This is a genomic window from Sinomonas terricola (genome assembly GCF_034931225.1).
GTDB lineage: Bacteria > Actinomycetota > Actinomycetes > Actinomycetales > Micrococcaceae > Sinomonas > Sinomonas terricola.
The window spans coordinates 100260-125473 of the sequence record NZ_JAYGGQ010000016.1 but is presented as its reverse complement, the minus strand read 5'-3'; the positions used below and the strand labels follow the sequence as shown (position 1 = coordinate 125473).

Sequence of the window (25214 nt, the reverse complement as noted above, 5' to 3'; positions counted from 1 at the left end):
ACCACACTTGCCTGTACTCGAATTTGCGCAGAAGCCGGAGGGCCGCCCCCATCTCGGGAGCGGCCCTCTCATGTGCTGCGGCTACGGGCTACGGCCCGTTCGTCGGGGGAGGCATCAGAAGCTCCCCGTGGTTGACCCGGCCGACCCGGAGCCGGGACTCGTGAAGGCCGAGTTGGAGCCGGGTTGCCACGCATCCGCCGAGGCGGGGTAGTTGGATTCCTGGCGCTTGATGCATTTCCACTCGATCGCGGTGTTCGGCGGGAGGTCGCTGATGGTCCCCGTCCACGTCGGGTAGGACGTCGGGTCGAGCTTGATCGCGCTCGCCGGCGACCAATTGCCGAGCTCGGGGATGTTGCCGACCACGTAGACGGACTGGCCGCTCGTGGTCGTCCCGTTGTAGCAGGTGAAGCTTGCCGAGACCGGGGTCTGGCCGAGCGTGAACTGGAACGACTTCGCGGTGCCGACCGCCGTGCTGTCCGACTTCGCGACGACAAGGTTGCCGCCCGCGTTGTACCAGCCGCTGCTCGCGGCGTCGAACGCCGCCTTGTTCGCGTACTGGGTGAGCGGGAGCCCGTTGAGCGTCACGGCCGAGGCCTGGGTCTCGTCGGTGACGAGCTGGACGACGTTCTGGCGGCTGTCAGGGGCGCCCGTGTACGTGCCGGACGACGCGGCGATGTTCACGGTTTCCGTCGACCCCGAGAGCTGCTGGGTGATGCCCGTGAGCCGCTGGGCCCCGTTCTGGTAGTTCGTCGACTTGCCGTCGTCCTCGGTGAGGGTGAAGTTGGACGACGTCGTGTCCGGGAAGACCTGGACCTCGAGCTCGTTGCGGGTTGTCCCGTCGGTGCGCGCGCCGGTGACGTTCATCGTCTTGTCGTCCACATACATCTTGGGCAGGATCGCCCCGGCCTTGGCGAACGCGGGGAGCTGGAAGACCCCGTTGGTCCACTCGGGCAGGTTGTTCACCCACTGGCCGGTGCTCACGTACTTCTTGTTGGTGTGGTAGTCGTACCAGGTGCCCGCGGGGAGGTACATGTTCCGCTGCCGCTCGCCCGAGGCCGCGACGACGCCGACGAGCAGGTTCGGCCCGACCATCTTCTCGCTGCCCATGGACCGGACGTTGGGATCGTTCTGGTAGTAGTACACGAGGGGCGGCACGAGCGGGTCGCCGTTGCTGTAGGCGTTATGAGCCACGGAGTAGTAGTAGGGCGTGAGCTCGTAGCGCTGGCGCAGGTTGGCCAGGTTGCTCGGGACGTCGCCGATCTTGTCCGGGGCCGTCTGCTGGCAGTTGCAGGAGTTGTCGGTGTGCGGGCGGATCGGGACGTCGAACCACGAGGAGTTCGCGAACCACTGGGTGTAGATCTCGTTGATGTCGGAGCCGGCGACGGCCTCGTCGCGGTGGAAGCCGCCGATGTCAGACCCGAAGTAGTCGATGCCGGACATCGACATCTCCATCTGGACGTTGGCCTGGTCCGCGAGGGCCGTCATGCGAGTCGCGATGTCTCCCGACCACATGGCTGCGCCGTCGCGCTGAATCCCGGCGGCGCCGGAACGGCTCAGGATGAGGGGCCGCTGGGTCGAGCCGGCCGTCGTGTAACCCTGGGCGACACTGTTGGCCCACTCGAGGGCGTACAGGTTGTGGTAGTCGGCGTGGGCGTGCTTGCCGGGCAGGAGGCCCGCGGTCCAGTCGTTGGAGTCGTACATCTCGGGCTCTCCGAGGTCGAGCCAGTGGCCGAGGATGCCCATATTGACGAGGGGCTGCTCCTTGGTCGTGGCCCAATACGCGCCGGCGGCAGGCTGGGTCCTGTCGATCATGCTTCCGCGGCCCCACCAGTCGTTGGCGGTGAGGTAGACCGGGTCGCACGTCGAGCAGCCGGCGCGGGCGAGGTAGCCCTGGTTGGCCAGGTTGGTGTACTCGGGGAGCCCCTTGCCGATGTAGGACTCCTCGATCGTCATGAGGCCGATGCCCTGATTGTCGCGGTAGTCGGCGATCTTGGACGCCGCGTTCGGGAAGTTGGTCGGGTCGAACTGCAGGGTGCCCATCTTGGTGTTGTCGGAGCCCGCCGTGACGCCGCCGAACCACTGCAGGTCGAGCATGAACCCGTCGACGGGGAACTTGTCGGCGCGCAGGCTGGACAGGGTGTTGTCGATCTCGGTCCAGTTGTCGTAGCCGTATTCGGAGTTCCAGAGCCCGAACGCCTTCTGCGGGGGCACCGGCGGGTGGCCCGTGAGGGTCATGTAGCTCTTGCGCAGGTCGGGGAGGCTCGAGCCCGCCATGACGTACCAGCGGAGCTGGTCGCCGTATGTGTCCACGGTCCAGGGGTCCGAGGTCAGGTTCCAGTCCTGCTTGTAGACCTGGTCGAGGAACAGCCCGTAGTTGGCGTTGTTGGCGCCGACGGCGAACAGGACGGGGATCTGGGTGTTGCCGACCGGGCCGTTGTCGACGTCGTAGTTCATGACGTTGCCGTAGGCGCCGGGGGAGGAGCGGTCGACGCCGGCCCGGTCACCGTCCGCGTTGCCGCCCGTGAAGAACTCCTCGCCGAGGCCGTACGCGTTCTGCATCGCGGACTTCGTGAACGAGAGGCCCTTCCAGGCCGCGGTCAGGTTCCGCGGGCAGACGGTGTGGAGGAGGAGGGCCGGGCTCCGGGTCAGGTCCGTGACGTCGGCGCACATGGTCGTCGTGTTGACGCTGACTTGGACGTGCGCGGTGCTGACGGTCGAGCCGTTCTGGGTGAACGTCGTCGGCCCGGCGTAGCTCGTCCCGGCGATCTGGTCGGTCGTGGGGATGGCGACCCCGGAACCAGGTCCCGAGCCGACGCCCATTTCGAAGTGGACCAGGTCGTCGCTCAGGAGTTCGACGACGAGGTAGTCGCCCGCGCCCGTGAACTGGACGCGCTGGACGCCGGACGCGTGGGCCGGCACCGCCGTCGCAAGGGTCGCGCCGGCCGTCGCGGCGACGAGCAGCAGGAGGCTCGCGAGGGAGCCGCTGAGTCGGGCTCGGAGCCGGTCTCGACGCAGCGCGCTCATGGCCGCGCCACCGTGAGGCTGTCGAGGTTGATGGCGGCCGTGTTGCCCGCGTCGTAGGAGATCTTCACCGAGTGCCGTCCTGCCGTGAGCGTCGTGCTGATGGTTGCGGTGCCCCACGTGTCCCAGTTGGCGAGGTTGGGCAGCGTGAGCGTTCCGATCGAGGTGCCGTCGACGTAGATGGTCCGAGTGGCCGACCCGCCGGTCGCGTTGCCGTAGCGGAACTCGAGCTGGTGAGTGCCCGTGGCGTTGGCGCTGATATCGAACGTGAGCGAGTCGCCGGAGGCGTCGAAGCCGTCGACGAAGCCCGTCCCGGTGTATCCCGCGTGGTTCGTATTGGTGGTCGTCCCCGTGCTGGTCGCGAACTCGGCCTCGTAGCCGCCCTTGTCCACGCCGGACAGGACGACGGTGCGCGTCGTGGTCGCGGACGCGAGCTTGACGAGGGTGAACTGCTGGACCGGGTCCCAGTACCAGCCGGTCGAGGCGGACGTGAGGGCGCTGAGCGTGCTGTAGGCCGTGAGCGCCGTCCCATCGACGGTCACGGAGCTGGGCGCCGTCGTGTTGACTTGGAGCGTCGAGGCGACGCCGAGCGGGGGCACGTTGGCCGTGACCTGGTGGCCGCCCCAATTCTCGGTGCTCGTGACCTGCTTGACCATGCCCGCGGCGTCGTCGAAGAAGTCGCACGACGAGGACCCGGCGGGGTACATCCGGAAGACGAGGTTCGTGTAGTTGTACACGTCGTTGTTGATATTGCCGCCGTACTCGTAGTTGGCGTTGAGGTTGAGCGGGATGATGGCGCCGTCGCGCGCATAGACGGGGATCGTCGACGTGTCCGCGTTGTAGGTCTTGTTGCCAGGCCCCGAAGCCTTGCCTCCGTTGGTCACGTCGTGCCACTCCCCGGCCGGGAGGTAGAGCGTCACCGATGTCGCTCCCTGCGTCGTGATGGGCGCGACGAGCAGCTGCCGGCCGAACATGTACTGCATGTCGAGGGCGGCCGCCGAGCTGTCGCCGGGGAACGCGAGCCGCATCGTCTGCAGGAGCGGGAGCCCGGTCAGGGAGGCGTTCTTGGCCTCGGTGTAGATGTACGGGATCAGGTTCATCCGGGTGTTGGCGAACTTGCGGAACGTGGGGATCACCGTCGTGTCGCCCGTGCGGGCCTGGACGTTCCACGGGGTCCGGGCCTCGGACGGGCTCGGGTCGGACTTCTCGGAGTGGTACTGCATCATCGGGGAGTACGTCTGCTGGGCCGCGGCCCGCAGGTACAGCTCGCTCGAGGGGAAGGTCCCCGTGAAGCCGGCCATGTCCCACGCCCAGAAGGGGATCCCGGATTCCCCGCCGCTGAGCCCCGCGCGCAGGGCCTGCTGGAACGCCGAGAACGTCGAGGCCTGATCGCCGGCCCAGTAGATCGAGTGGGCCTGCCCGCCCGCTGTTCCGCCGCGGCTGAACAGGACGCCGTTGCCGTTCTTCTTCGTCTGGACGTAGCTGCCGTACGCGCCCGTGTACGCGTTCGTGTAGCCGTTGTGCATCTCGTCGCCCTTGCGGCCGTCCGCGAAGGTGACGTTGCGGCCGAAGATCATCTCGCCGCCGTCGGTCTTCATGCCGTCGATGCCGACGTCGTCGAACAGGTACGCGCGCTTGCTCATCCACCACGAAGTGGCCGCGGCGTTCGTGAAGTCGGGCATCGTGCTGTCGCCGAACCATTCCCCTGTCGGAATCCGGTACTGCCCGCCCGCTCCGTCGCCGACGAGGTAGCCCTGGGAGGTCGCGTAGCTCTGGTCATTGAGGTGCTGCTGCGGCGCGGTTGAGGGGTTGGTGTCGAAGTCCTGCTTGAGCACAGGGATCTGCCACAGGACGACCTTGATGTTCTGGTTGTGGGCGGACGTGACCATCGACTTGGGGTCGCTCCATTCGCCGCCCGAGGGGAACGTGAAGTCGCTGTAGACCAGGGCGTCGCTTCCGGGCTTGGCGGTATAGGTCGAGCCATGCCAGATGTAGAACGTGGCCTCGTCGCTCCACTGCTCGAGGACCAGCACGCTGTGCGGGATGTTGTAGCTCGTGACGTTGCCCAGCTCGTTCATCACTTCGGTCTGGGTGTTCCACTCGTTGGCGGACATCCACAGGCCGAAGGCCCACTTCGGGGGAAGCCAGGGCCGGCCGGTGATCGAAGTGTAGGCGTCCAGGATGTTGGCTTGGGTGCCGGTGAGGAAGTGGTAGTCGACGGTGGAGTCGAGCGCGCCGCTCGTGTTGACGGTGAAGCCGACCATGTCCGAGAGGTAGGTGCACACGTTGAACAGGGAGTAGCGCGTGCTCGGAATGTACACGCCATACCCCGCGGAGTTCGTGAAGAACGGCACCGACATGTAGGTGCGGTGCGTGGGGCCCTGGTCCTGGTACTGGTTGTACACATAGTTGTCGACGTCGCGGCCGCGCTGGTCGAGATAGTCGTACCGTTCGCCGAAGCTTTCGAAGCGTTCCCCGGCCGGGGTCCGCCAGTGGTCCTCGATCTTCGTGACGGTGGTCGCGCCGTCGCTCGCCCAGCCGGTGTTGCGGAAGACGCTCGGATCGTACTGCTGGGCGATGAGCGTGGTCCCGTCCGCCTTGTAGACGGAGACGCGGTAGGGGCTCTTCTGGATCTTCAGCTGCAGCGCGCTCGTGGCCACCACCAGCGTGCCGCCGGAGTCGGTGACGGTGTAGCCCGAGGTGCCCGTGATGTTCAGGCCCGTGCCGTGGGGCGCGATCTGGACGTGGAAGCGGTCCGGGGCGGGGAACGTGAAGCGGACCTTCGGGGAGAAGCTCCCGGACGTGTCGCTCACGGCGACATCGACCGACGTGCCGTTGTCGGTGTAGCCGCTCACGTTGCCCGTTCCGGACCAGTCCGTGACGCTGAAGCTGAACGGGCCGCTCGTCAGGGCGCCCCCGCCGTCGACGTCGGCGTGGACCGTGTACGTGATCTGGTCGCCCTTGGCGAACGTGCCGAGGTTGATCTTCCAGTAGCTGTTGTTGCCGCTGTTGTAGTCGAACGAGCAGCCCACGTCGGTCTGGGCCACGCCGTTCTTGGACCACGACACCCAGCACGTCTGGCCGGGCGAGATGGGCCACGTCGTCGAGTGCAGCTGGACCGTCTGGGTGGCCATCGGGTCGCGCGGGCTGCGCTCGGTCGGCGTCGTGCTGTACAGCTCGTCGTACCCGGTGGGGCCGTGGAAGACGCCGCTCAGGGTGTCCGCGTGGGCGGGTTCGGCGCGCAGGATCGCGGGCAGCAGGCTCAGCGGGACGGCGCCGAGGACGCCGAGGATGGCGGTGCGGCGGGTGATCGTCGGTGGGGCGGACGCGGTCATCGTTGGCCTGCTTTCTGTTGTAGGGCGTTCACCCGCCGGGGGATCCGGCGTGCAGAGGCCTATCCGGCGGACTGGTTCATCCGACGGACTGGCCTGATGGGGGTGCTGGCTTATCGGGGTTCTGGCTTATCCGGCCGAGAGGCCGATGAGGGTCGGCTCCGCGCGGTCGGGGCGGAGGTTGGGTTGGAACAGCTCGTTGAGCAGGAGGCTTGCGGCCCCCCGCGCCCAGGCCTCGTCGTCCCAGGCCTCGACGTGGATCGAGAGTCCGTCCTGCAGCCCGTCGAAGACTGTCTCGTCGAGCGCACGGCGGAACGCGGGCATGATGAGGTCGAGATTGCGTGTGCCCTCGCCGGCTAGGAGGATCCGGTCCGGGTTCAGGATGTTCACCACGTTGCCGACGGCCCTTCCCAGGTGCCGGCCGGCCTTGGCGAAGACCGCGGCCGCGCGGTGGTCGCCGTCCCGGGCGAGCGCGCCGCCCTCGTCGACCGTGACCTCGCGCCCGAGGTGGCCGGCCAGGGCCGCACGCAGCGCGGGGTCCCCGATGACGGCCTCGAGGCAGCCGTGCCCCCCGCACTCGCATCTCGGCCCGCCACGCACGACCTTCGCGTGGCCCAGCTCGCCGGCGCCTCCGCGGCTCCCACGGAACAGGCGCCCGTCGAGCACGAGGCCCATGCCGACGCCGCGTCCGATGGTCACGACGGCGAAGTTCTCGACGTCGCGCCCCGCGCCCCAGCCGTGCTCGCTGGCCACGAGGGCGTTGACGTCGTTGTCGATCAGGACCGGGAGCGCGATCGCTTCCGAGAGCTTCTCGGCGAGCGGCTCATTGCGCCAGTCGAAGAAGGTCGCGTGGCGCACGATTCCCGCGTCCCGGTCGACCACCCCGCCCATGCCGAGCCCGAGGCCGAGGATGCGTCCGTGGCCCGCGGGAGCCAGGGCGTGGACGGCGCTCGTGATCGCCCCGACGACGGCGGCGGGCGTCGGCGACGTGAGGGCGGCGTCGGCGCGGGCGACGACGTTGGCGTCCAAGTCCGTCAGGACGCCGATGGCCCTCTCCTCGGTCAGCTTGATGCCGACGACGTAGCCGGCGCTCGGGCGCAGGCCCAGCAGCACGGGCGGCCGCCCGCCCGCCGACGCCCCTGTGGCCCGCTCTTCGACGAGGCCGCGATCGATGAGCCGTGACGTGATCGCCGTGACCGTCGGGCCGCTGAGGCCCGTGTTCCGGGCGATGTCCGCGCGCGACTGGAGCGATTCGCAGCGCAGCTCCGCGAGGACGAGGGCCTCGTTGATCTCCCTGATCAGCCCCTTGTTTCCCGCCCGGTCGATCCTCACCGAGAGTCCTTTCTGAGGTCACTAACTTAAGTAGCCGAACAAACCATATGTGAGCCCGGTCACCTCCGCAACGAAAATCTTTGGCAGCGCGACCCCCTTGACAGGGCTTCGGAATGGGACTTAGTTTCTTCCTAAATTTAGTGCTGAACTTAGGAGGCGGCGTCACATGGGTGTGACACCATCGGGGACATCCCGGGCAGATTCCGTGCCCGGGCGGATCCTCGGTCTGCTGGGGACACAGGGGCCCACGTCGCGGGCGGCCATCGCCCGGCGGCTGCGGCTCAGCCCAGCCACAGTGACCCAGGTCACCAAAGATCTCGTCGCGAACGGCTCGGTCAGCGAGGTGAGCTCGGTTCCCTCCAACGGCGGCCGGCCCGCCACGCTCCTGGGCCTGGCCCGCGAGGGCGCCGGGGCGATCGGCGTGAAGATCACGGCCGAGCACGTCGCGATCGTCGATGCGAGCATCGCGGGCGAAGTCCTGCGATCACGGACGGTGCCCTTCGATCCGTCGCGGCCCGACGCCGTCGACCGTATCACCGGCATCATCCGCAAGGCGGTGGACGCCCATCCCGGGCTGCTGCTCGGCGTCGGGGTCGGCGTCCCCGGATCGGTGGACGCCCAGGACAACGGCGTGGTGACCTCGTCGATGCTCTCGTGGACGCAGATGCCGTTGGGCGCCGTGCTCCGCGACGCGCTCGGCGTCCCCGTCCTGGTCGACAACGACGTGCACGCGGTGGCCGCGGCCCAGCTCCTGTACGGCGCCGGCCGCGAATTCGACTCGTATCTGGTCGTCACGATCGGGCTCGGCATCGGCTGCGCCGTCGTCGTCGACCGGACCATCTACCGCGGCGCCCACGGCGGCGCAGGCGAGATCGGGCACATTCCGGTGACGCTGGACGGCCCGCTCTGCCAATGCGGGGCGACCGGCTGCCTTGAGGCGCACATCGGCGCCCCGGCCCTCGTCCGAGAGGCGCGCCACGCCAAGGTCATCGGGTCTCACGGCACGATCGAGGCGCTCCAGCGCGCGGCGGGCCACGGCGACGAGAAGGCCATCGCGGCGTTCAGGCGGGCGGGCAGCATGCTCGGCCGCGGGATGGCGGGCGTGGCGAACACGCTCGATCCGCAGGCCATCGTGCTGCTGGGGGAGGGGATGACGGCGTGGGCCCACTGGCAGCCCGGATTCGACGAGACGTTCCGTCCCCACCTCATGGCAGACAGGCGGCAGATCCCGGTGATCCGCGAGGACTGGACCGACGACCACTGGGCCTTGGGCGCCGCCGCCCTGGTCATGGCCTCGCCCTTCGACAGCGACGCCTCCGGCGCCCAGGGCGGCTTGGTCAGCGCCCGGCTCCAGTCGCTTCAGGTGGCAGCGCCGTGAGCGCCCTGGCCACGAAGGCCGCGACCCGCGCGGCCGCCCGACCGGTCCCCGCGGCCAGGCGACGGGCGAAGAGCCTCAAGAACGCCGGATGGGTGCTGTTCTTCCTCCTGCCGAGCGCCGTTCCGCTCGCGATCTTCACGCTGGCTCCGATGGTCGGCTCCCTCTGGGTGAGCCTGCACCAGTGGAACCTCATCTCCCCGATGCGGTGGGCAGGCCTGGACAACTACACGACCCTGCTCCAGGACCCCTCGACGCAGACCGTCTTCTGGCACACGCTGGCCTACGTCCTCGGCTACCTGCCGCTCGTGTACGTCGGCGGGCTCGCCCTTGCGCTCGCGCTCAACCGCAGGCTCGCCGGGCGTTCCATCTTCCGCGCCGTCTACTTCCTCCCGGTCATCACGAGCTGGGTTGTGGTCGCCCTCGTGTGGAAGTGGCTGCTCAACCCCTCGAGCGGGCTCGTCAACGCCGTGCTCGGCGCCCTCGGGCTGCCGCAGCCGGGCTGGTGGACCGACCCCCAATGGGCCTTGGCCTCGGTGATCCTCTCGAGCGCGTGGAAGGACCTCGGCTTCGTCATGGTGATCCTGCTCGCTGGCCTTCAGGCCATCCCGCAGGACCTCTACGAGGCCGCAACGGTCGACGGCGCGTCGGCGTGGCGCCGCTTCCGGCACATCACCCTGCCGCTGCTCTCGCCCTCGACGTTCTTCGTCGTCGTCATCTCCCTCATCAACGGCTTCCAGGTGTTCGACCAGGTGTTCGTCATGACGGGCGGCGGCCCGGCCGGCTCGAGCCAAGTCGTCGTCGGCCAGATCTACGACCTCACATTCCGCTACGGCCGTGCAGGCCAGGCCTCGGCGCTCTCGTGGCTCCTGTTCGGGCTGATCCTGCTCATCACTGCCATCCAGGTCCGAGTCCAGAAGAGGTGGGTCCACTATGCGTGAAACCTCCCGCCCCGGCGCCAAGCTGGTCATGTACGCAGGCCTCCTCGTGGGCGCCGCGATCATGCTCTTCCCGTTCCTGTGGACCGTGATCACGTCGATCACACCCGGGGGCTCGCTCTCGAACGGCCCCACGCTGTTCGTCAAGGACCCGACCCTCGCGGCGTACGAGATGCTGTTCAAGACTCTGCCGATGGCGCAGATCGTCGCGAACTCGCTCGTCATCGCCGTCGCGTCCACCCTCGCGCAGCTCCTCACCGGATCGATGGCGGCCTACGCGTTCGCCCGGTTGGGCTTCCGCCTCAAGGGCCTCGTCTTCGGCCTCTACCTCGCGACCCTCATGGTGCCCCTCCAGGTGCTCGTGGTGCCGCTGTTCATCGAGATGAAGACGTTCAGCCTCCAGGACACGTACTTCGCGCTGCTCGCCCCTTCCCTCGCGTCCGCCTTCGGCGTCTTCCTCCTCAAGCAGGCGATCGAGGCCGTGCCGCGAGAGCTTGACGAGGCCGCGACGTTGGACGGCGCGAGCCACCTGCGGATCTTCTCGACCGTCATCCTGCCGCTCATCCGGCCCGGGCTCGCGACCGTCGCCGTCTTCGCGTTCATGGGGAGCTGGAACAGCTTCCTCTGGCCCCTCGTCGTCATCCGCTCCCCGGAGCTCATGACGCTTCCGCTGGGCCTGGACACCCTGCACGGCGAGCACCTCACCCAGTGGGACGTCGTCATGGCAGGCTCGGTCGTCTCGATCGTCCCGATCGCCCTCATCTACCTGTTCGCCCAACGCCACATCATTGCCGGCATCGCCCAGACCGGCATCAAATAGCCCCCCTTCCGCAGCAAACCCACCATCCCCGGCGCCCCATCGGCTCGGACCCTCGAAAGGAAACCCCATGAGAATCACCCGCGCGACATCGCTGTCCGCACTCGCCCTCGCCGCGACGCTCGCGCTCGGCGCATGCTCCCAGGGCTCGGCGACTAAGACGTCCAACGCCGACAGCGGCCCCGTGACCGTCCGCTTCATGGACTTCTCCGCCAACGGCGGCCACGAAGCCGACCTCTCGGCCCTCGTGAGCGCGTTCGAGGCCCAGAACAAGGACATCAAGGTGCAGGTCGAGACCGTGCCGTACGACTCGTACTTCACGAAGCTGCAGACCGCCGTCGCCGGCGGCACCGCAGCCGACGCCTTCGAGCTGGACTACCAGAACTTCGTGAGCTACGCGAAGAACGGCTCGCTCGCCCCCCTCTCCGGCGTCGACTCGGGAGCCTACAAGGAGTCCCTCCTCAAGGCCTTCTCGAGCGACGGCAAGCAGTACGGCCTGCCCGAGTCGTTCTCCGACGTCGTCCTCTTCTACAACAAGGCGATGTTCGACAAGGCCGGCGTCGCCGCGCCCACCGCGTCGTGGACGTGGGCGGACGAGCAGGCTGCCGCGGCCAAGCTGACCGACGCCGGGGCCAAGGCGTGGGGCGACTACCAGCCCGTGAGCTACTACGAGTACTACAAGGCCGTGGCGCAGGCTGGCGGCAAGTTCCTCTCGGATGACGGCAAGAGCGCCGCGTTCAACTCGCCGGCCGGGATCGCCGCCGCCAAGTGGCTCATCGACAAGGCGGGCAAGACGATGCCGACGGACAAGGACGGCGCCGGGACCCCCGACTTCGACTCGAACCTCTTCAAGTCCGGCAAGCTCGCCATGTGGCACTCCGGGATCTGGATGTTCAGCGCCCTCAAGGACGTGCCGTTCGGCTGGGACGTCGTCGTCGAGCCCGGCAACACGACCAAGGCGTCCGCGATGTTCGCGAACGGCGTCGCCGTCAACAGCGCGAGCAAGAACCAGGCTGCCGCCCAGAAGTGGCTCGCCTTCCTCAGCTCCTCGGATGACATGGTGACGACTCGCCTCAAGAGCTCGTGGGAGCTGCCCCCGGTCGCCGACACGAGCAAGCTCTCGAGCTACCTCACCGCCGGCAAGCCGGCCAACCGCCAGGCCGTCTTCGACTCGCTCAACGCGACCGTCCTGCCGCCCGTCGTCGAGCGCCAGCAGGAGATGCAGGACGCCGTCACGAAGGAGCTCACGGAGGCCGCCGCCGGCCGGAAGACCGCCGAAGACGCCGTGAAGGCCGCCGCGGCCGCGGTCACCGCCCTCCTGAAGTAGCACCCGCCGTTCGAGGGCCGGCCGGCCCGGACTGCCGAGCCGGCCGGCCCTCGACCTGACCTGGAGCCTGCCCCGTCATGACGACCGTGCCCCTATCCGCCCCACCCGACGATCTGACCGACACAGAAGTGGCCCGGCTCAGACGGCTGGCCGCCCGCAGCCACGCCGTCATCACCGCGGCCCAGCAGCCTGGGGGAGCGTACCCCGCCTGCACGTCCTTCTCCGCCTACGCGGGATACGCGTGGTTCCGCGACGGCGCCTTCACCGCCGAGGGGATCTCGCGGTACGGCGACGTCGCCTCCGCGGACGCCTTCCACGACTGGTGCGCGAGGGTGCTCGCCTCGCGGGCCGACGCCGTCCGCGACCTCGTCCGCCGCGCCGGAACCGCCGAGCCGCCCACGGTCAAGGAGATGCTGCCCACGCGGTTCACCTATGCAGGCGACGCGGGCCAGGACCCTTGGTGGGACTTCCAGACGGACGGCTACGGCATGTGGCTGTGGGCCGTCCTCGCCCACGCTCGCAGGCATCGCCGCCCCCTCCACGCGTGGCTGCCCGCGATCGAGACCGCGGTGGACTACCTCTGCGCGTTCTGGGACCGCCCCTGCTACGACTGGTGGGAGGAACACGTGGAGCACCGGCACGTCTCCACGCTGGGCGCCATTGCCGGCGGCCTGGCCGCCGCCGCCGACTCGGGGCACCTCGACCCCGACCGCGCGGACGCGGCCCGCCGCGCCGTCGCCGGCATCCGCTCGCTCGTCGCCGCCGAGGGCACGGTCGACGGCCACCTTGCGAAGTGGCTCGGCGCCGACGCCGTCGACGGGTCCCTGCCGGCCTGCATCGTGCCGTTCGGCCTCGTCCCGGTCGGCTCGCCCGTCGCATCCGCGACCCTTGCCGCCGTCCAGCGGGATCTCGACGTCGACGGCGGAGTGCACCGCTTCCGCGCGGACGTCTTCTACGGGGGCGGCCAATGGCCGCTGCTCTCGGCGCTGCTCGGCTGGAACCACGCCGCGGCCGGCGACACCGCCTCCGCGTGGCGGCACCTGCGCTGGATCGCCGCCCACGCCGACTCCCACGACGAACTCCCGGAGCAGGTCGCCGACGACCTGCTCCACCCCGAGCACCGCCAGGAGTGGCTCGACCGGTGGGGGCCGGTCGCGGCGCCGCTCCTGTGGTCGCACGGCATGTACCTCATCCTCGCCGACGAGCTCGGCCTCCTCGACTCTCGACCCCAGGACTTCTCATGACCACCCTGCTCACCCACCGCCCCTACGGCATCGAGCACCCGTATGCCGTCTCGACCGACCAGCGCGTGCCTGTCCTGCCCGTCGACGGGCAGGCCGTCACGCTCGGCGTCAGCGCGGACCCGGATGTCAACGCCGTCGAGTGCCTGCTCGAGGCCCGCGGTGACGGCCTGCCGACCGTCACGTCCTTCCGGCTCGACCGGGCGCAGCATTCGGCGGCCGACGCCGCGGCGCTCGCAGGCGGCGAAGGCCACCTTGCCGAGGCCCAGGCTGCGTCCGTGGGCGGCGACGGCGGCTGGTCCGCGACGACCGGGCCGCTGAGCGCCGACACGGCCTACCGCTACCGGTTCACCGCCAGCGCCCTCGACGGCCGGCAGGAAGAGACCGAGTGGTTCGACCTCGCCCCGGCGCGATGGCAGGCCACGGGCGGCAGGCTCTCGGGCCTCGACGCGCGCCTCGTCGACGGCAGCGTCGAGTGGCTCGTGAGCGGTACCGGCACCCACCGGGTCCGGTTCGCGCTGCGCTTGGCCGAGGGCGACCACGTGGTCGGATTCGGCGAGCGCTACGACGCCCTCGACCAGGCTGGGCGCCGCCTCGACACGGTCGTGTTCGAGCAGTACAAGTCCCAGGGCCAGCACGGCCGCACCTACCTGCCGATGCCGTTCGCCCACGTCGTCGGCGCCGACGGGAGCGCGTGGGGGTTCCACCTGCGCTCGTCCCGCCGCGCGTGGTACGACGTCGGCGCGTCGCACCCCGACCGCCTCGTCGTCGAGGTGGATCTGGGCGGCACCGAGGACGAGTCGCTCGACGTCGTCCTCTACGACGGGACCCCGACCGACGTGCTCCACCAGTTCCTCGACGAGGTGGGGCGCGCGACCGAGCTGCCCGACTGGGTCTTCCGGCTGTGGGCGAGCGGCAACGAGTGGAACACCCAGGAGCTCGTGCTGAGCCGCATGAAGACCCACGCCGATCTCGACATCCCCGTCGGCGTCGTCGTCATCGAGGCGTGGAGCGACGAGGAGGGGATCATGCTCTGGCGGGACGCGGCATACCGCGTCCATGGCGACGGGGCGCCGTTCGCCGCCGCGGACCTCGACTTCCCGGACGACGGCGCGTGGCCCGACCCGAAGGCGATGGTCGCCGCGCTCCACGAGCGCGGCATCAAGGTGATCCTCTGGCAGATTCCCCTGCTCAAGACCGCGCTCAGCGAGGACGGCCTGCACGAGCAGGTGCTCGCGGACGGCGCCGCGCTCGTGGCCTCCGGGAACGTCGTGCGCGAATCCGACGGGACCCCGTACCTCAACCGGGGCTGGTGGTTCCCCAAGTCCCTCATGCCGGACCTCTCGACGCAGGCCGGGCGCGACTACTGGACCGAACGACGGCGCTACCTGGTTCGCGACCTCGACATCGACGGGTTCAAGACCGACGGCGGGGAGCACGCGTGGGGGCACGACCTGCGCTACGGCGACGGGCGGAGGGGCGACGAGGGCAACAACCTCTACCCCGTCCACTACGCGCGCGCGTTCGGCGACCTCCTCCGCTCCGAGGGCAAGGCGCCGGTCACGTTCAGCCGCTCGGGCTTCGCCGGGTCGCAGCCCCACGGTGCCTTCTGGGCCGGGGACGAGGATTCCACGTGGGAGGCGTTCCGCGCGTCCATCACCGCCGGGCTCACGGCCGCGGCGTGCGGGATCGTGTATTGGGGCTGGGACCTCGCGGGGTTCTCCGGGCCCGTTCCCGACGCCGAGCTGTACCTGCGCTCGGCCGCGGCCGCGACGTTCATGCCGATCATGCAGTACCACTCCGAGTTCAATCACCACCAGCTCCCGCTGCGTGACCGGACCCCGTGGCACGTTGCGGCCACGAACGGCGACCCGGAGGTCGTCGACACGTTCCGCCGCTACGCCCGGCTCCGCGAACGCCTCGTCCCGTACCTCGCGGACGCCGCCCGCGAGGCGATCGCGAGCGACCGGCCGCTCATGCGCCCGCTGTTCTTCGACTACCCCGACGACCCGGCCGTCTGGGAGGCTCCGCGGCAGTATCTGCTCGGCGACGCGCTCCTGGTCAACCCCGTCACCGAGCCCGGAGCCACCCGGTGGTCCACGTACCTTCCGGCCGGCGAATGGGTCGATGTGTGGAGCCACGAGGCTCTCGCGGGATCGGCCTGGCACGACCTCGATGTGAGCGACCACAGGATCCCCGTCCTCTGCCGGACGTCGGCCTGGCCCCGCCTCGCGGCCCTCTTCCGTGACTGAGGCTCCGCCTCGGGTGTGACGTGAAGAAGCCGACGCCGGGTCTTGACAGATTTGACATGTCTAATATGGGATGTGCATGTCCATTTCACATGCTGTCATATCCACAGTTGATCCGAATTGGACGGACTCAATCACGGGCCCGGAAGGTCCGTGGCGTAGCGGCGTCGGCCGCAGATAGGGGTACGTCATGAGTGAGCAGGTCATTGATGTCCAGACGGTCGCGAACGATTTTGCGTCGTCGGTCGAGGGGCGTTTGGATCAGGACAAGATCGACGCGGCGGTATCGTCCCTCCTTGCCGGGGCAGCAAGCTACGGAGCCAACGGCAATGTGGCGAGCCTGATCTTCTACCTGAAGTTCCAAGTCAATGTCAACGGCGGCAAGTCGTTCAATGGGAATGCAGGCGGAATCAGCTCGCCCGGGGGAGGCGCCCTTTTCGGCGACGTCTATACGAACGACCTGCAGGCCCTGTACACGCAGACCAGATCGTTCCAGTTCAACGCGACGCCGGTCTACCTCAACATCAACTTCTTCGACGGAAATGGCAATTTTCTCGGCAGTTTCCAGTCCGGAGGAATATCCACGGTTCTTGGAACCGGCGGCGGTTCGGGTTCGTGGTCATAACTGTCCTGCACTGAGCAGCTAACACTGGGACAGGAGGGCGCCCTGCCCTCCTGTCCTCTTCTTTGCCGTCGCCTTCGTTGCCATCGCCCGCTCGTCCCCAGCGGGCGAGCTTAGCCGACCCAGCGGAGGAGCCACGCGGTGGTCGCGGGGCCGAGGACGCCGTCGGGCGTCGGGCGGCTCGTGACGACGACGATGCCCTTCGGCAGGAGGGCCGGCCCGGGCCCGAAGTTGGTCACCGAGTGCCAGCCGTGCGGTCGGCTGAAGTGCAGGACGCACGGGTTGGTGGATTCTTCCCATTGGAGCTGGGGAAACGTCTGCAGCTCCGTGCGCCACGCGAGCGCGGAGGGACAGATGCCGAGTGCCCCGGCGCTGCGGCCGTGGTCCGCGCGGCTGGGTCCGACGTCGGCCCCGGCGCAGGGCGCCTCCGTGCGCCAGCGGATCGCGCCCGGGAGGGCGAGCGTGAGGAGGCTGACGGCGCGGGCCATGGCCGAATCGGCTCCTGGGCCCGCCGCCGGGAACGACCATGCGGGCAGGGCCCCGGCCGTCTCGGCGGTGTCGAGCTGATCCGCGATGACGTTCTTGAACTGTGCTGCGTGGAACGCGACGCGGTGGAGGTCGGTCGCTTCGGCAAGCGCGAGGGCAGGGGCCATGATCGTCTTCTTCTGTCGGGGGTGCTGTCGGTGAGGAGAAGCGGGGGTCAGCGGAGCGCCTGCTGGATCGCGAGGCATGCCGCGCCCCGGGCCCAGATGTCGGCGTCGCTCGCATCGACCTTGAGCCGCGGGAGGAAGTCCCTGCCCTCGAGCACATGCTCCTCGAAGGCTGCGGCGAGGGAATCGCCGAGGAGGTCGTAGGCTGCGGCCCCTTCGCCGGTGAGGACGATGAGCTCGGGAGCCGTGAGGTTCGCGACGATCGCGAGGCCACGCCCCACCCAGGCCCCGGCCTCGGCGAACGCCCGACGCGCCCGCTCGGCCTGGGCACCGCTCCCGGTGCGGGCCGCGTCGAGGGCAGCGCCGACGTCGTCGACCCCGGCCGCCGCCGCGATCGCCGCGTCTCCCGCGAGCGCCTCGAGGCAGCCACGGCGGCCGCACCTGCAGACGGGACCGTCGGGGACGAGCGGGATGTGGCCGAGTTCGCCGGCCAGGCCCCGCGTGCCTCCGTACGGCACGCCCTCGACCACGAGCCCGAGGCCGATGCCCGGGCCGATGGTCGCGACGGCGAAGTTGCGCGCACTCCGGCCGTTTCCGAACAGCTGCTCGGCGACGGCCAGCGCGTTGACGTCGTTGTGGACGGTGACGGGGAGCCCTACGGCCTCGGCGACGGGCCCGACCACCTCGACGTCGTGCCACCCGAGGATCGGGGAGTAGCGGCAGACGCCTGCCTCGGGATCCACGTGGCCGCCCACGCCGATCCCGACCCCGAGCGCCTTCTCCCGCGAGCCGGGATGGGCGTCGAGCAGGCGGGCCACGAGGCCGCTCGCCGCGGTGAGGACCTTGTGCGGATCGAGAGACGTTTCCGTTTCCTCGGCCCGGGCGACGACGTTCGCGCCCAGATCGGTCACGACGGCCGTGATGAGCCGTGGCCCGATCTTGACGCCCACGGCGCAGTGCCGATCGGGCACGACCTCGATGATGCGCTGGGGGCGTCCCCGGCCATGGGGTGCGGTCGGGGTCTCCTTGAGGTAGCCGTTCTCGATGAGCGGCCGCAGCGTGCGCGTGACGGTCGACTGGTCGAGCGAGGCCCGTTGGGCCAGATCGCCCCGGGAGATCGGGGCATGGCGCAGCACGAGGGAGAACAGGCCGGACCGGTGAGGGTCCTTGAGGGCCGGGACCTCGAACATCGCTGCGCGGTCCTCCACTGCGTTGGCTGGCATGCTCACAGTGTGGGCTTGACGATATCTGTGCGTCAAGCACAAAATTAATCCCAGCGACAACGTTGAGCGTCGGCGCCCCTACGGCTCCGACGCCAAGCTTCCCGTCCCGACGTGTGCGAGGTGTCCTCTTGACTGTCCCGTCCCTGCGTTCATCCACCCGCCCCTCGGAGCGCGCCGCCGCGGACGACTGGTTCCACAGCGCCGTCGTCTACCAGGTGTATCCCCGCAGCTTCGCGGATTCGAACGGCGACGGCGTGGGCGACCTCCGCGGCGTCATCGGCAAGCTCGACTACCTCGGGCACCTCGGCGTCGACGTCGTCTGGCTCTCGCCCGTGTATCGCTCGCCGCACGACGACAACGGCTACGACATCAGCGACTATCGGGACATCGACCCCGCGTTCGGGACGCTCGAAGACCTCGACGAGCTCATCGCCGGCTTGCACGCGCGCGGCATGAAGCTCGTCATGGACCTCGTGGTCAACCACACCTCGGACGAGCATCCGTGGTTCGCCGAGTCCCGCGCCTCGAAGGATTCGCCCAAGCGCGACTGGTACTGGTGGCGCCCCGCGCGCCCCGGCTTCGAGCCCGGGACGCCCGGAGCGGAGCCAACGAACTGGGAGTCGTTCTTCTCCGGCTCGACGTGGAAATACGACGAGACCACCGGGGAGTACTACCTCCACCTGTTCTCGACGAAGCAGCCCGACCTCAACTGGGAGAACCCCGAGGTCCGCGAGGCCGTGTACTCGATGATGAACTGGTGGCTCGACCGCGGCGTGGACGGGTTCCGCATGGACGTCATCAACCTCATCTCGAAGGACACGGCGCTCCCCGACGGCGCCGTGGCCGAGGGCCGCGTCTTCGGGAACGGGAGGCCGCACTTCACGTGCGGGCCCCGCATCCACGAGTTCCTCCAGGAGATGCACCGCGAAGTCTTCGCGGCCCGCGAGGGCGCGTTCCTCACAGTGGGGGAGATGCCCGGCGTCACGGTCGAGGAGGCCGTGGCGTTCACCGACCCCGCGCGGGCCGAGGTGGACATGGTGTTCCAGTTCGAGCACATGCACCTCGACCACGGCGGCACGAAATGGCAGCCCGCGAAGCTCCGGCTGACCGAGCTCAAGGCGTCCCTCGGACGGTGGCAGGCCGGCCTGGCCGAGCGCGGCTGGAACAGCCTCTACTGGAACAACCACGACCAGCCCCGCGTCGTCTCGCGCTTCGGCGACGAGAGCCCCGAGTACCGAGGGCTCTCGGCCACCATGCTCGCAGGCGTGCTCCACCTGCACCGCGGCACGCCGTACGTCTATCAGGGAGAGGAACTCGGCATGACGAACATGCCCTTCGCCGGCATCGACGACTACCGCGATATCGAGGTCCTGAACCACTACCGCGAGGCGACCGTCGCGTTCGGCGAGGACCCCGCCGTCGTCCTCGCCTCGATCGCCCCGCTCAACCGGGACAACGCCCGCACGCCCGTGCAATGGGACGCGGGTCCCAACGCGGGCTTCACGTCGGGCACCCCGTGGATCGGCGTCAACCCGAACTACACCGAGATCAACGCCGCCGAACAGCTCGCGCGCGACGACTCGGTCTTCGCGTTCTACCGGCGCCTCATCCAGCTCCGCCACGAGCTGCCCGTCATCGCCCACGGCGACTTCACGATGCTCCTGCCCGACGACGAGTCCGTCTACGCCTTCACCCGCAGCCACGAGGGAACCGAGCTGCTCGTGCTCGGCAACTTCACGGGCCGCGAGGTGCAGGCCGACGTCGACCCCGCGTGGGCCGACGCCGAGCGGATCATCGCCAACTACCCGGACGCCCGCGGCCTCCAGCTGAGGCCATGGGAGTTCACGGCTCTCGTGCGGAGCATTCCCAGCAGCTCTCTGGAAGCACCCAGACAGCGCGGCTAGCATCGGCTGGATGAGCGCAATCGTCGACGCGATCCTGAGCGTGCCGCCACTCCTTGCGTACGTTCTCGTCTTCGTGTTCGTCTTCGCCGAGGACGCCATCTTCGTCGGCTTCGTGATCCCCGGGGAGACGGCCGCCGTCCTCGGAGGCGTCATGGCGAGCCAAGGCCATGCCGACGGCCCGTTCATCTGGCTCATGGTGCCCATCGTCGTCGTCGCCGCGATCATCGGAGACACGGTCGGCTACGAGATCGGCAAGCACCTCGGATCCCGGCTCCTCGGATTCCGGATCTTCGACCGGCACCGCAAGAAGCTCGAGGACGCCCAGGCGTTCCTGCGCAGGCGCGGCGGGTGGGCCGTCTTCCTCGGCCGGTTCGTCGCGTTCTTCCGCGCGATGATGCCGGCCCTCGCGGGTGCGTCGCTCATGCCCTACCGGCGGTTCGTCGCGTTCAACGCCCTCGGCGGGCTCGTGTGGGGCGCGGGCTTCACCCTGCTCGGGTATCTTGCGGGGGCCTCCTACGAGGTCGTCGCGAAGGCGGCGGGGCGGGACATCGCGGCGGTCGTCCTCGTGGTCGCCGCGATCGCGTTCATCGTATGGCGCGTCCGGAAGGGCCGCGTCGAGCGGCGCGAGGAGCGCGCCTACGGGGTCTCCCACCCGAGCGAGCCGGGCCCACAGGCCGAGAACTGAGCGCAGGACGGCGCAGGCCGTCGCGCTCCACGCCTGCCTTTGGCTGGCCGCGCCTCACGACGGCTCCGGGCCGTCCACGAGGCGAGGCTCCTTCTGAAGCCCCGTGAGGCCGTTCCACGCAAGGTTGACGAGGTGGGCCGCGACCGTCTGCTTGTCCGGGCTGCGGGCGTCGAGCCACCACTGGCCGGTCATCGCGACCATGCCGACGAGCATCTGCGCGTACATCGCGCCGTCGCCCGCGCTGAAGCCCCGCGCGGCGAACTCGTCCGCGAGGATGTGCTCGACGCGGGCCGTGATGCGCGAAAGGATCGACGAGAGGGCCCCCGCCCCCTGCCCCGGGGGCGCATCCCGCACGAGGATGCGGAAGCCGTCGCTGCGCTCCTCAACGTAGGTCAGGAGGGCCATTGCGGCGCGCTCGACGAGGACGCGCGGCTTCGCGTCGTCCGGGAGCGAGCCCGTGATCGCGCGGACCAGCAGCTCGGACTCCTCCTCGACGACGATCCGGTACAGGCCCTCCTTCGAGCCGAAGTGCTCGTAGATGACGGGCTTGGTCACCCCGGCGGTCGAGGCGATCTCCTCGATGGTCGCGGCGTCGACCCCCTTGGCTGCGAAGAGCTGCCGCCCGATGTCGATGAGCTGCCGACGCCGCTCGGGCCCCGCCATGCGGGTCCTCGGGGCGGCGCGATCGATGCTCGGTTGGCTCACCGGACCATCCTAGGCGGCGGCCCGGCCCCCGGCCGCCGGACCGTTCCGGGCATGGCAGAATGGAGGATTGTGCCGCGCTGCGCCGGGAGTAGCCCGCGCGTGCGCCCGGCACGGTCCGCCCTGGTGTAATGGCAGCACGCCGGCCTTTGGAGCCGTGCAGTCTAGGTTCGAATCCTAGGGGCGGAACGCCGGGAGGGGACCCGCGCAGCCAGCCGACGGCGTCGGTCGGGCCACGTGGATAGAATGGCCGGGCGTGCGGGAACGCCTCCAGCGCGCCACGGACGCGACGACCAGGAGAGCCAGCGACAGTGAATGCGGAGAACCCCGGACAGCGTACGTCGGCACTTCGCCCGGAGGCTCCGCAGGCAGACGGCGCGCCCGCCGGGCCCGCCGCCGTCGTCGTCCTCGCGGCAGGCGCCGGGACGCGCATGAAGTCCCGCACCCCCAAGATCCTCCACGAGCTCGGCGGGCGCTCGATGGTCGCCCACGCGCTCGCCGCGGCGCGTGGCCTCGATCCGCAGCGGCTCGCCGTCGTCGTGCGCCACGAGCGCGACCGCGTCGCCGCGCACATCGCCTCGCTCGATCCCACCGCGCTCATCGTCGACCAGGACGAGATTCCCGGCACGGGCCGTGCCGTCGAGGTGGCCCTCGACGCGCTCGCGGCAGAGTCCGCCGTCGAGGGAACCGTCGTGGTGACGTACGGCGACGTGCCGCTCCTGAGCACCGACCTCCTGCGCGAGCTCGTGGCCCGCCACGAGGCTGAGGGCAACGCCGTCACCGTCCTCACGGCCGTGCTCGAGGACGCCCACGGCTACGGGCGCATCCTGCGCGACGAGACCGGGGCGGTCGCCGCGATCCGCGAGCACAAGGACGCCGACGACGACGAGCGCGAGGTCCGGGAGGTCAACTCCGGCATCTACGCGTTCGACGCGCGGGTCCTCTCCGACGCGCTGCGCCGCGTCACGACGGACAACGCCCAGGGCGAGAAGTACCTCACCGACGTCCTCGCGCTCGCGCGCGAGGCCGGCGGGCGCGTGGCCGCCCTCGTGACCGAGGACCGCTGGCAGGTCGAGGGCGCGAACGACCGCGTGCAGCTCCAGGCGCTCGCCGCTGAGCTCAACCGCCGCATCGTCGAGGCGTGGATGCGCGCGGGCGTCACGGTCGTGGACCCCGCGACGACGTGGATCGACGGCACCGTGCGCCTCGCCGAGGACGTCACGGTCAAGCCCAACACCCAGCTCCACGGGGCAACCGTGATTGAGCGCGACGCCGTGATCGGCCCGGACACGACGCTCACCGACGTCGTGGTCCGCGAGGGTGCGCACGTGCGCCGCACCGAGGGTACGAAGGCCGAGATCGGCCCGGGCGCGAGCGTCGGCCCGTTCACGTACCTGCGTGCGGGCACCGTCCTCGGGGCGGAAGGCAAGATCGGCGCGTTCTACGAGACGAAGAACGCCCAGATCGGGCGCGGCGCGAAGCTTTCGCACCTCGGCTACGTCGGCGACGCGGAGGTCGGCGAGGGCACGAACATCGGCTGCGGCAACATCACGGCGAACTACGACGGCGTCAACAAGCACCGCACGGTCATCGGCGCCCACGTGCGCACGTCGTCGAACACGGTCTTCGTGGCCCCCGTCACCGTCGGCGACGGCGCCTACACGGGCGCGGGCGCCGTCGTGCGCAAGGACGTTCCCGCGGGCGCTCTCGCGCTGAGCATCGCCCCGCAGCGCAACGCCGAAGGCTGGACGGAGGCGAAGCGGCCGGGATCGCCGTCGGCCATCGCAGCAGCCGCGGCGCGCGAGAAGCTTTCCCCCCAAGCCAGCACCCCCTCAACAGAAGAAGGCAAGTAGATGACCGAGATCACGGCCCACGGCGAGAAGCGCCTCGTCGTTGCGTCAGGCCGGGCCCATCCCGAGCTCGCGCAGGAGATCGCCAAGGAGCTCGGTACCGAGCTCCTCCCGACGTCGGCCTACGACTTCGCGAACGGCGAGACCTACGTGCGGTTCGAGGACAGCGTCCGCGGCGCCGACGCGTTCGTGATCCAGGCTCATCCGGCCCCGATCAACGAGTGGATCATGGAGCAGCTCATCATGATCGACTCGCTCAAGCGCGCGAGCGCGAAGCGGATCACGGTCGTCTCGCCCTTCTACCCGTACGCGCGCCAGGACAAGAAGCACCGCGGCCGCGAGCCCATCTCGGCCCGCCTCATGGCCGATCTCTACAAGACCGCCGGCGCCCACCGCCTCATGAGCGTGGACCTGCACACGGCGCAGATCCAGGGCTTCTTCGACGGGCCTGTCGATCACCTTATGGCCATCCCGCTCCTCGCCGACTACGTGCGCACGCGCGTGGATCTCAACAAGGTCACCGTCGTCTCCCCGGACACGGGCCGCGTGCGCGTGGCCGAGCAGTGGGCCGAGCGCCTCGGCGGCGCGCCGCTCGCGTTCGTCCACAAGACGCGCGACGTGACCGTGCCGAACCAGGCGGTCTCGAAGCAGGTCGTCGGCCAGATCGAGGGCCGCGATTGCGTGCTCATCGACGACATGATCGACACGGGAGGCACGATCGCGGGCGCCGTCCAGGTGCTCAAGAACGCGGGCGCGCGCTCCGTGATCATCGCGGCGACGCACGCGGTGTTCTCCGACCCCGCGCCGCGCCGGCTGTCGGAGTCGGGGGCGCGCGAGGTCGTCGTGACCAACACGCTCCCGATCGCCACGGACAAGCGCTTCGAGCAGCTCACGGTCCTCTCGATCGCCCCGCTCATCGCGCGCGCGATCCACGAGGTCTTCGACGACGGCTCCGTCACGAGCCTTTTCGACGGCCGCAGCTAGCGGCACACTCTTGCCTTCGCGGCCTCGTGCAGTCCCCTTACCGTTCGTGAAGTCCCCCTCAAGGTATCTTCGCGAGCGATAAGGGGACTGCTGCCGTCTGGTACGATAGTCGGCGAACCTTGGCGAGGGCCTGAACTGCTCAAGTGATGAAACTGGGCTGCGCAGAGCCGTGATCGACTGGGTCTGATTCTCCCGATGGTGCCTCGCGGCGCTTGCAGGACGTCTCGGATCATCGACGCCGTCCTCGCGCCAAGTCCCGACCCATCGAAGGAGCAACCATGAGCGAGAAGCTCGCCGCCCAGAAGCGCACCGAGTTCGGCAAGGGCTACGCGCGCCGCGCCCGCGCCGCCGGCAAGATCCCCGCAGTCATCTACGGCCACGGTGCCGAGCCGCTGCACGTCAACCTCCCGGGCCACGACACGACCATTGCGGTGCGCGTCGCGAACGCCCTCCTCACGATCGACATCGAGGGCGAGGAGCACCTCGCGCTCGTCAAGGACATCCAGCGTGACCCGGTCCGCCAGATCATCGAGCACATCGACCTGCTCACGGTCCGTCGCGGCGAGAAGGTCCAGGTGGACGTTCCCGTGCACGTCACGGGCGAGGCCGCTCCGGCCACGGTCGTCAACCAGGAGGCCGTGACCCTCACGGTCGAGGCCGAGGCGACCCACCTCCCGTCCGCGCTCGAGGTGAGCATCGAGGGCCGCGAGGCTGGCCAGCACGTTCACGCGTCCGACGTCGTGCTCCCGAAGAACGTCGCGCTCGTGACCGAGGCCGAGACGATCGTCGTCAACATCTCCGAGGCCGTCGCCGTCGCCGAGGAGCCCGAGGCCGAGGCCGCCGCGCCTGCCGCCGAGGCCGCGGCCGAGTAGGCAGGCAGTAGCCTTCTGGCAGAACCTCAGGCGGCCCGTCCCCCGTGGGACGGGCCGCCTTCGGCGTTGCGGCCTGCCCACGTCCGCAAC

At 69.5% G+C, this 25214-nt stretch carries 18 protein-coding genes and 1 tRNA gene; 13 read left to right on the top strand and 6 right to left on the bottom strand.

What is annotated here, in order from left to right; all coding sequences use genetic code 11:
- Positions 1 to 114: 114 nt before the first annotated feature.
- From SPF06_RS18470 to SPF06_RS18460, 3 genes are all read right to left on the bottom strand, one after another.
- The gene (locus tag SPF06_RS18470; RefSeq protein ID WP_323280605.1) at positions 115 to 3024 is read right to left on the bottom strand and encodes a TIM-barrel domain-containing protein; all 2910 of its coding nucleotides are present in this window, start codon (positions 3022 to 3024) and stop codon (positions 115 to 117) included.
- Complete coding sequence (locus tag SPF06_RS18465; RefSeq protein WP_323280604.1) at positions 3021 to 6356, bottom strand: TIM-barrel domain-containing protein; 3336 nt, start codon at positions 6354 to 6356, stop codon at positions 3021 to 3023. Before SPF06_RS18465 ends, SPF06_RS18470 begins: the two co-directional genes overlap by 4 nt.
- Positions 6357 to 6482: 126 nt before the next feature.
- Complete coding sequence (locus tag SPF06_RS18460; RefSeq protein ID WP_323280603.1) at positions 6483 to 7685, bottom strand: ROK family transcriptional regulator; 1203 nt, start codon at positions 7683 to 7685, stop codon at positions 6483 to 6485.
- A gap of 166 nt (positions 7686 to 7851) precedes the next feature.
- Here SPF06_RS18460 and SPF06_RS18455 point away from each other — a divergent pair, with 166 nt between their 5' ends.
- The 7 genes from SPF06_RS18455 to SPF06_RS18425 all read left to right on the top strand — a co-directional run bounded on the left by SPF06_RS18455 (position 7852) and on the right by SPF06_RS18425 (position 16257).
- Positions 7852 to 9063: an ROK family transcriptional regulator gene (locus tag SPF06_RS18455; protein ID WP_323280602.1), complete on the top strand. Its 1212-nt coding sequence runs from the start codon at positions 7852 to 7854 to the stop codon at positions 9061 to 9063.
- Positions 9060 to 10001, top strand: a complete 942-nt coding sequence (locus tag SPF06_RS18450) for a carbohydrate ABC transporter permease (RefSeq protein WP_323280601.1) — start codon at positions 9060 to 9062, stop codon at positions 9999 to 10001. Before SPF06_RS18455 ends, SPF06_RS18450 begins: the two co-directional genes overlap by 4 nt.
- Complete coding sequence (locus SPF06_RS18445; protein ID WP_323280600.1) at positions 9994 to 10818, top strand: carbohydrate ABC transporter permease; 825 nt, start codon at positions 9994 to 9996, stop codon at positions 10816 to 10818. Before SPF06_RS18450 ends, SPF06_RS18445 begins: the two co-directional genes overlap by 8 nt.
- A gap of 67 nt (positions 10819 to 10885) precedes the next feature.
- The gene (locus SPF06_RS18440; protein ID WP_323280599.1) at positions 10886 to 12142 is read left to right on the top strand and encodes an ABC transporter substrate-binding protein; all 1257 of its coding nucleotides are present in this window, start codon (positions 10886 to 10888) and stop codon (positions 12140 to 12142) included.
- A gap of 77 nt (positions 12143 to 12219) precedes the next feature.
- Positions 12220 to 13386: a glycoside hydrolase family 15 protein gene (locus SPF06_RS18435; protein WP_323280598.1), complete on the top strand. Its 1167-nt coding sequence runs from the start codon at positions 12220 to 12222 to the stop codon at positions 13384 to 13386.
- Entirely contained in the window at positions 13383 to 15635 is a 2253-nt protein-coding gene (locus SPF06_RS18430) for a glycoside hydrolase family 31 protein (protein WP_323280596.1), read from the top strand. Before SPF06_RS18435 ends, SPF06_RS18430 begins: the two co-directional genes overlap by 4 nt.
- A gap of 187 nt (positions 15636 to 15822) precedes the next feature.
- Complete coding sequence (locus SPF06_RS18425; RefSeq protein ID WP_323280595.1) at positions 15823 to 16257, top strand: VapA/VapB family virulence-associated protein; 435 nt, start codon at positions 15823 to 15825, stop codon at positions 16255 to 16257.
- 110 nt (positions 16258 to 16367) lie between these two features.
- Here the strand turns inward: SPF06_RS18425 and SPF06_RS18420 are convergent, their stop codons facing one another.
- The gene (locus SPF06_RS18420) at positions 16368 to 16907 is read right to left on the bottom strand and encodes a hypothetical protein (protein WP_323280593.1); all 540 of its coding nucleotides are present in this window, start codon (positions 16905 to 16907) and stop codon (positions 16368 to 16370) included.
- A 47-nt stretch (positions 16908 to 16954) separates the two neighbouring features.
- Positions 16955 to 18127 carry an ROK family transcriptional regulator gene (locus SPF06_RS18415; protein ID WP_323280592.1) on the bottom strand — a complete coding sequence of 391 codons (1173 nt, stop codon included), beginning with the start codon at positions 18125 to 18127 and terminating at the stop codon, positions 16955 to 16957.
- 128 nt (positions 18128 to 18255) lie between these two features.
- On the opposite strand from SPF06_RS18415, the gene SPF06_RS18410 reads away from it, so the two are divergent.
- A complete protein-coding gene (locus SPF06_RS18410; RefSeq protein WP_323280591.1) occupies positions 18256 to 20031 on the top strand; it encodes a glycoside hydrolase family 13 protein in 1776 nt (591 codons plus the stop codon).
- A gap of 10 nt (positions 20032 to 20041) precedes the next feature.
- Entirely contained in the window at positions 20042 to 20716 is a 675-nt protein-coding gene (locus SPF06_RS18405) for a DedA family protein (RefSeq protein ID WP_323280590.1), read from the top strand.
- Positions 20717 to 20770: 54 nt separating this feature from the next.
- Here SPF06_RS18405 and SPF06_RS18400 read toward each other — a convergent pair whose 3' ends face one another.
- Positions 20771 to 21379 (bottom strand): TetR/AcrR family transcriptional regulator, encoded by a 609-nt coding sequence (locus SPF06_RS18400; RefSeq protein WP_323280618.1) that lies wholly within the window; start codon positions 21377 to 21379, stop codon positions 20771 to 20773.
- 156 nt (positions 21380 to 21535) lie between these two features.
- On the opposite strand from SPF06_RS18400, the gene SPF06_RS18395 reads away from it, so the two are divergent.
- The 4 genes from SPF06_RS18395 to SPF06_RS18380 all read left to right on the top strand — a co-directional run bounded on the left by SPF06_RS18395 (position 21536) and on the right by SPF06_RS18380 (position 25124).
- Positions 21536 to 21607 (top strand) — tRNA-Gln (locus SPF06_RS18395).
- Positions 21608 to 21729: 122 nt separating this feature from the next.
- On the top strand, positions 21730 to 23271 hold the full coding sequence (glmU, locus tag SPF06_RS18390) for a bifunctional UDP-N-acetylglucosamine diphosphorylase/glucosamine-1-phosphate N-acetyltransferase GlmU (RefSeq protein WP_323280589.1): 1542 nt from the start codon (positions 21730 to 21732) through the stop codon (positions 23269 to 23271).
- On the top strand, positions 23272 to 24252 hold the full coding sequence (locus SPF06_RS18385; protein WP_323280588.1) for a ribose-phosphate diphosphokinase: 981 nt from the start codon (positions 23272 to 23274) through the stop codon (positions 24250 to 24252).
- 278 nt (positions 24253 to 24530) lie between these two features.
- Positions 24531 to 25124 carry a 50S ribosomal protein L25/general stress protein Ctc gene (locus tag SPF06_RS18380; protein ID WP_323280587.1) on the top strand — a complete coding sequence of 198 codons (594 nt, stop codon included), beginning with the start codon at positions 24531 to 24533 and terminating at the stop codon, positions 25122 to 25124.
- Positions 25125 to 25214 lie beyond the last annotated feature (90 nt).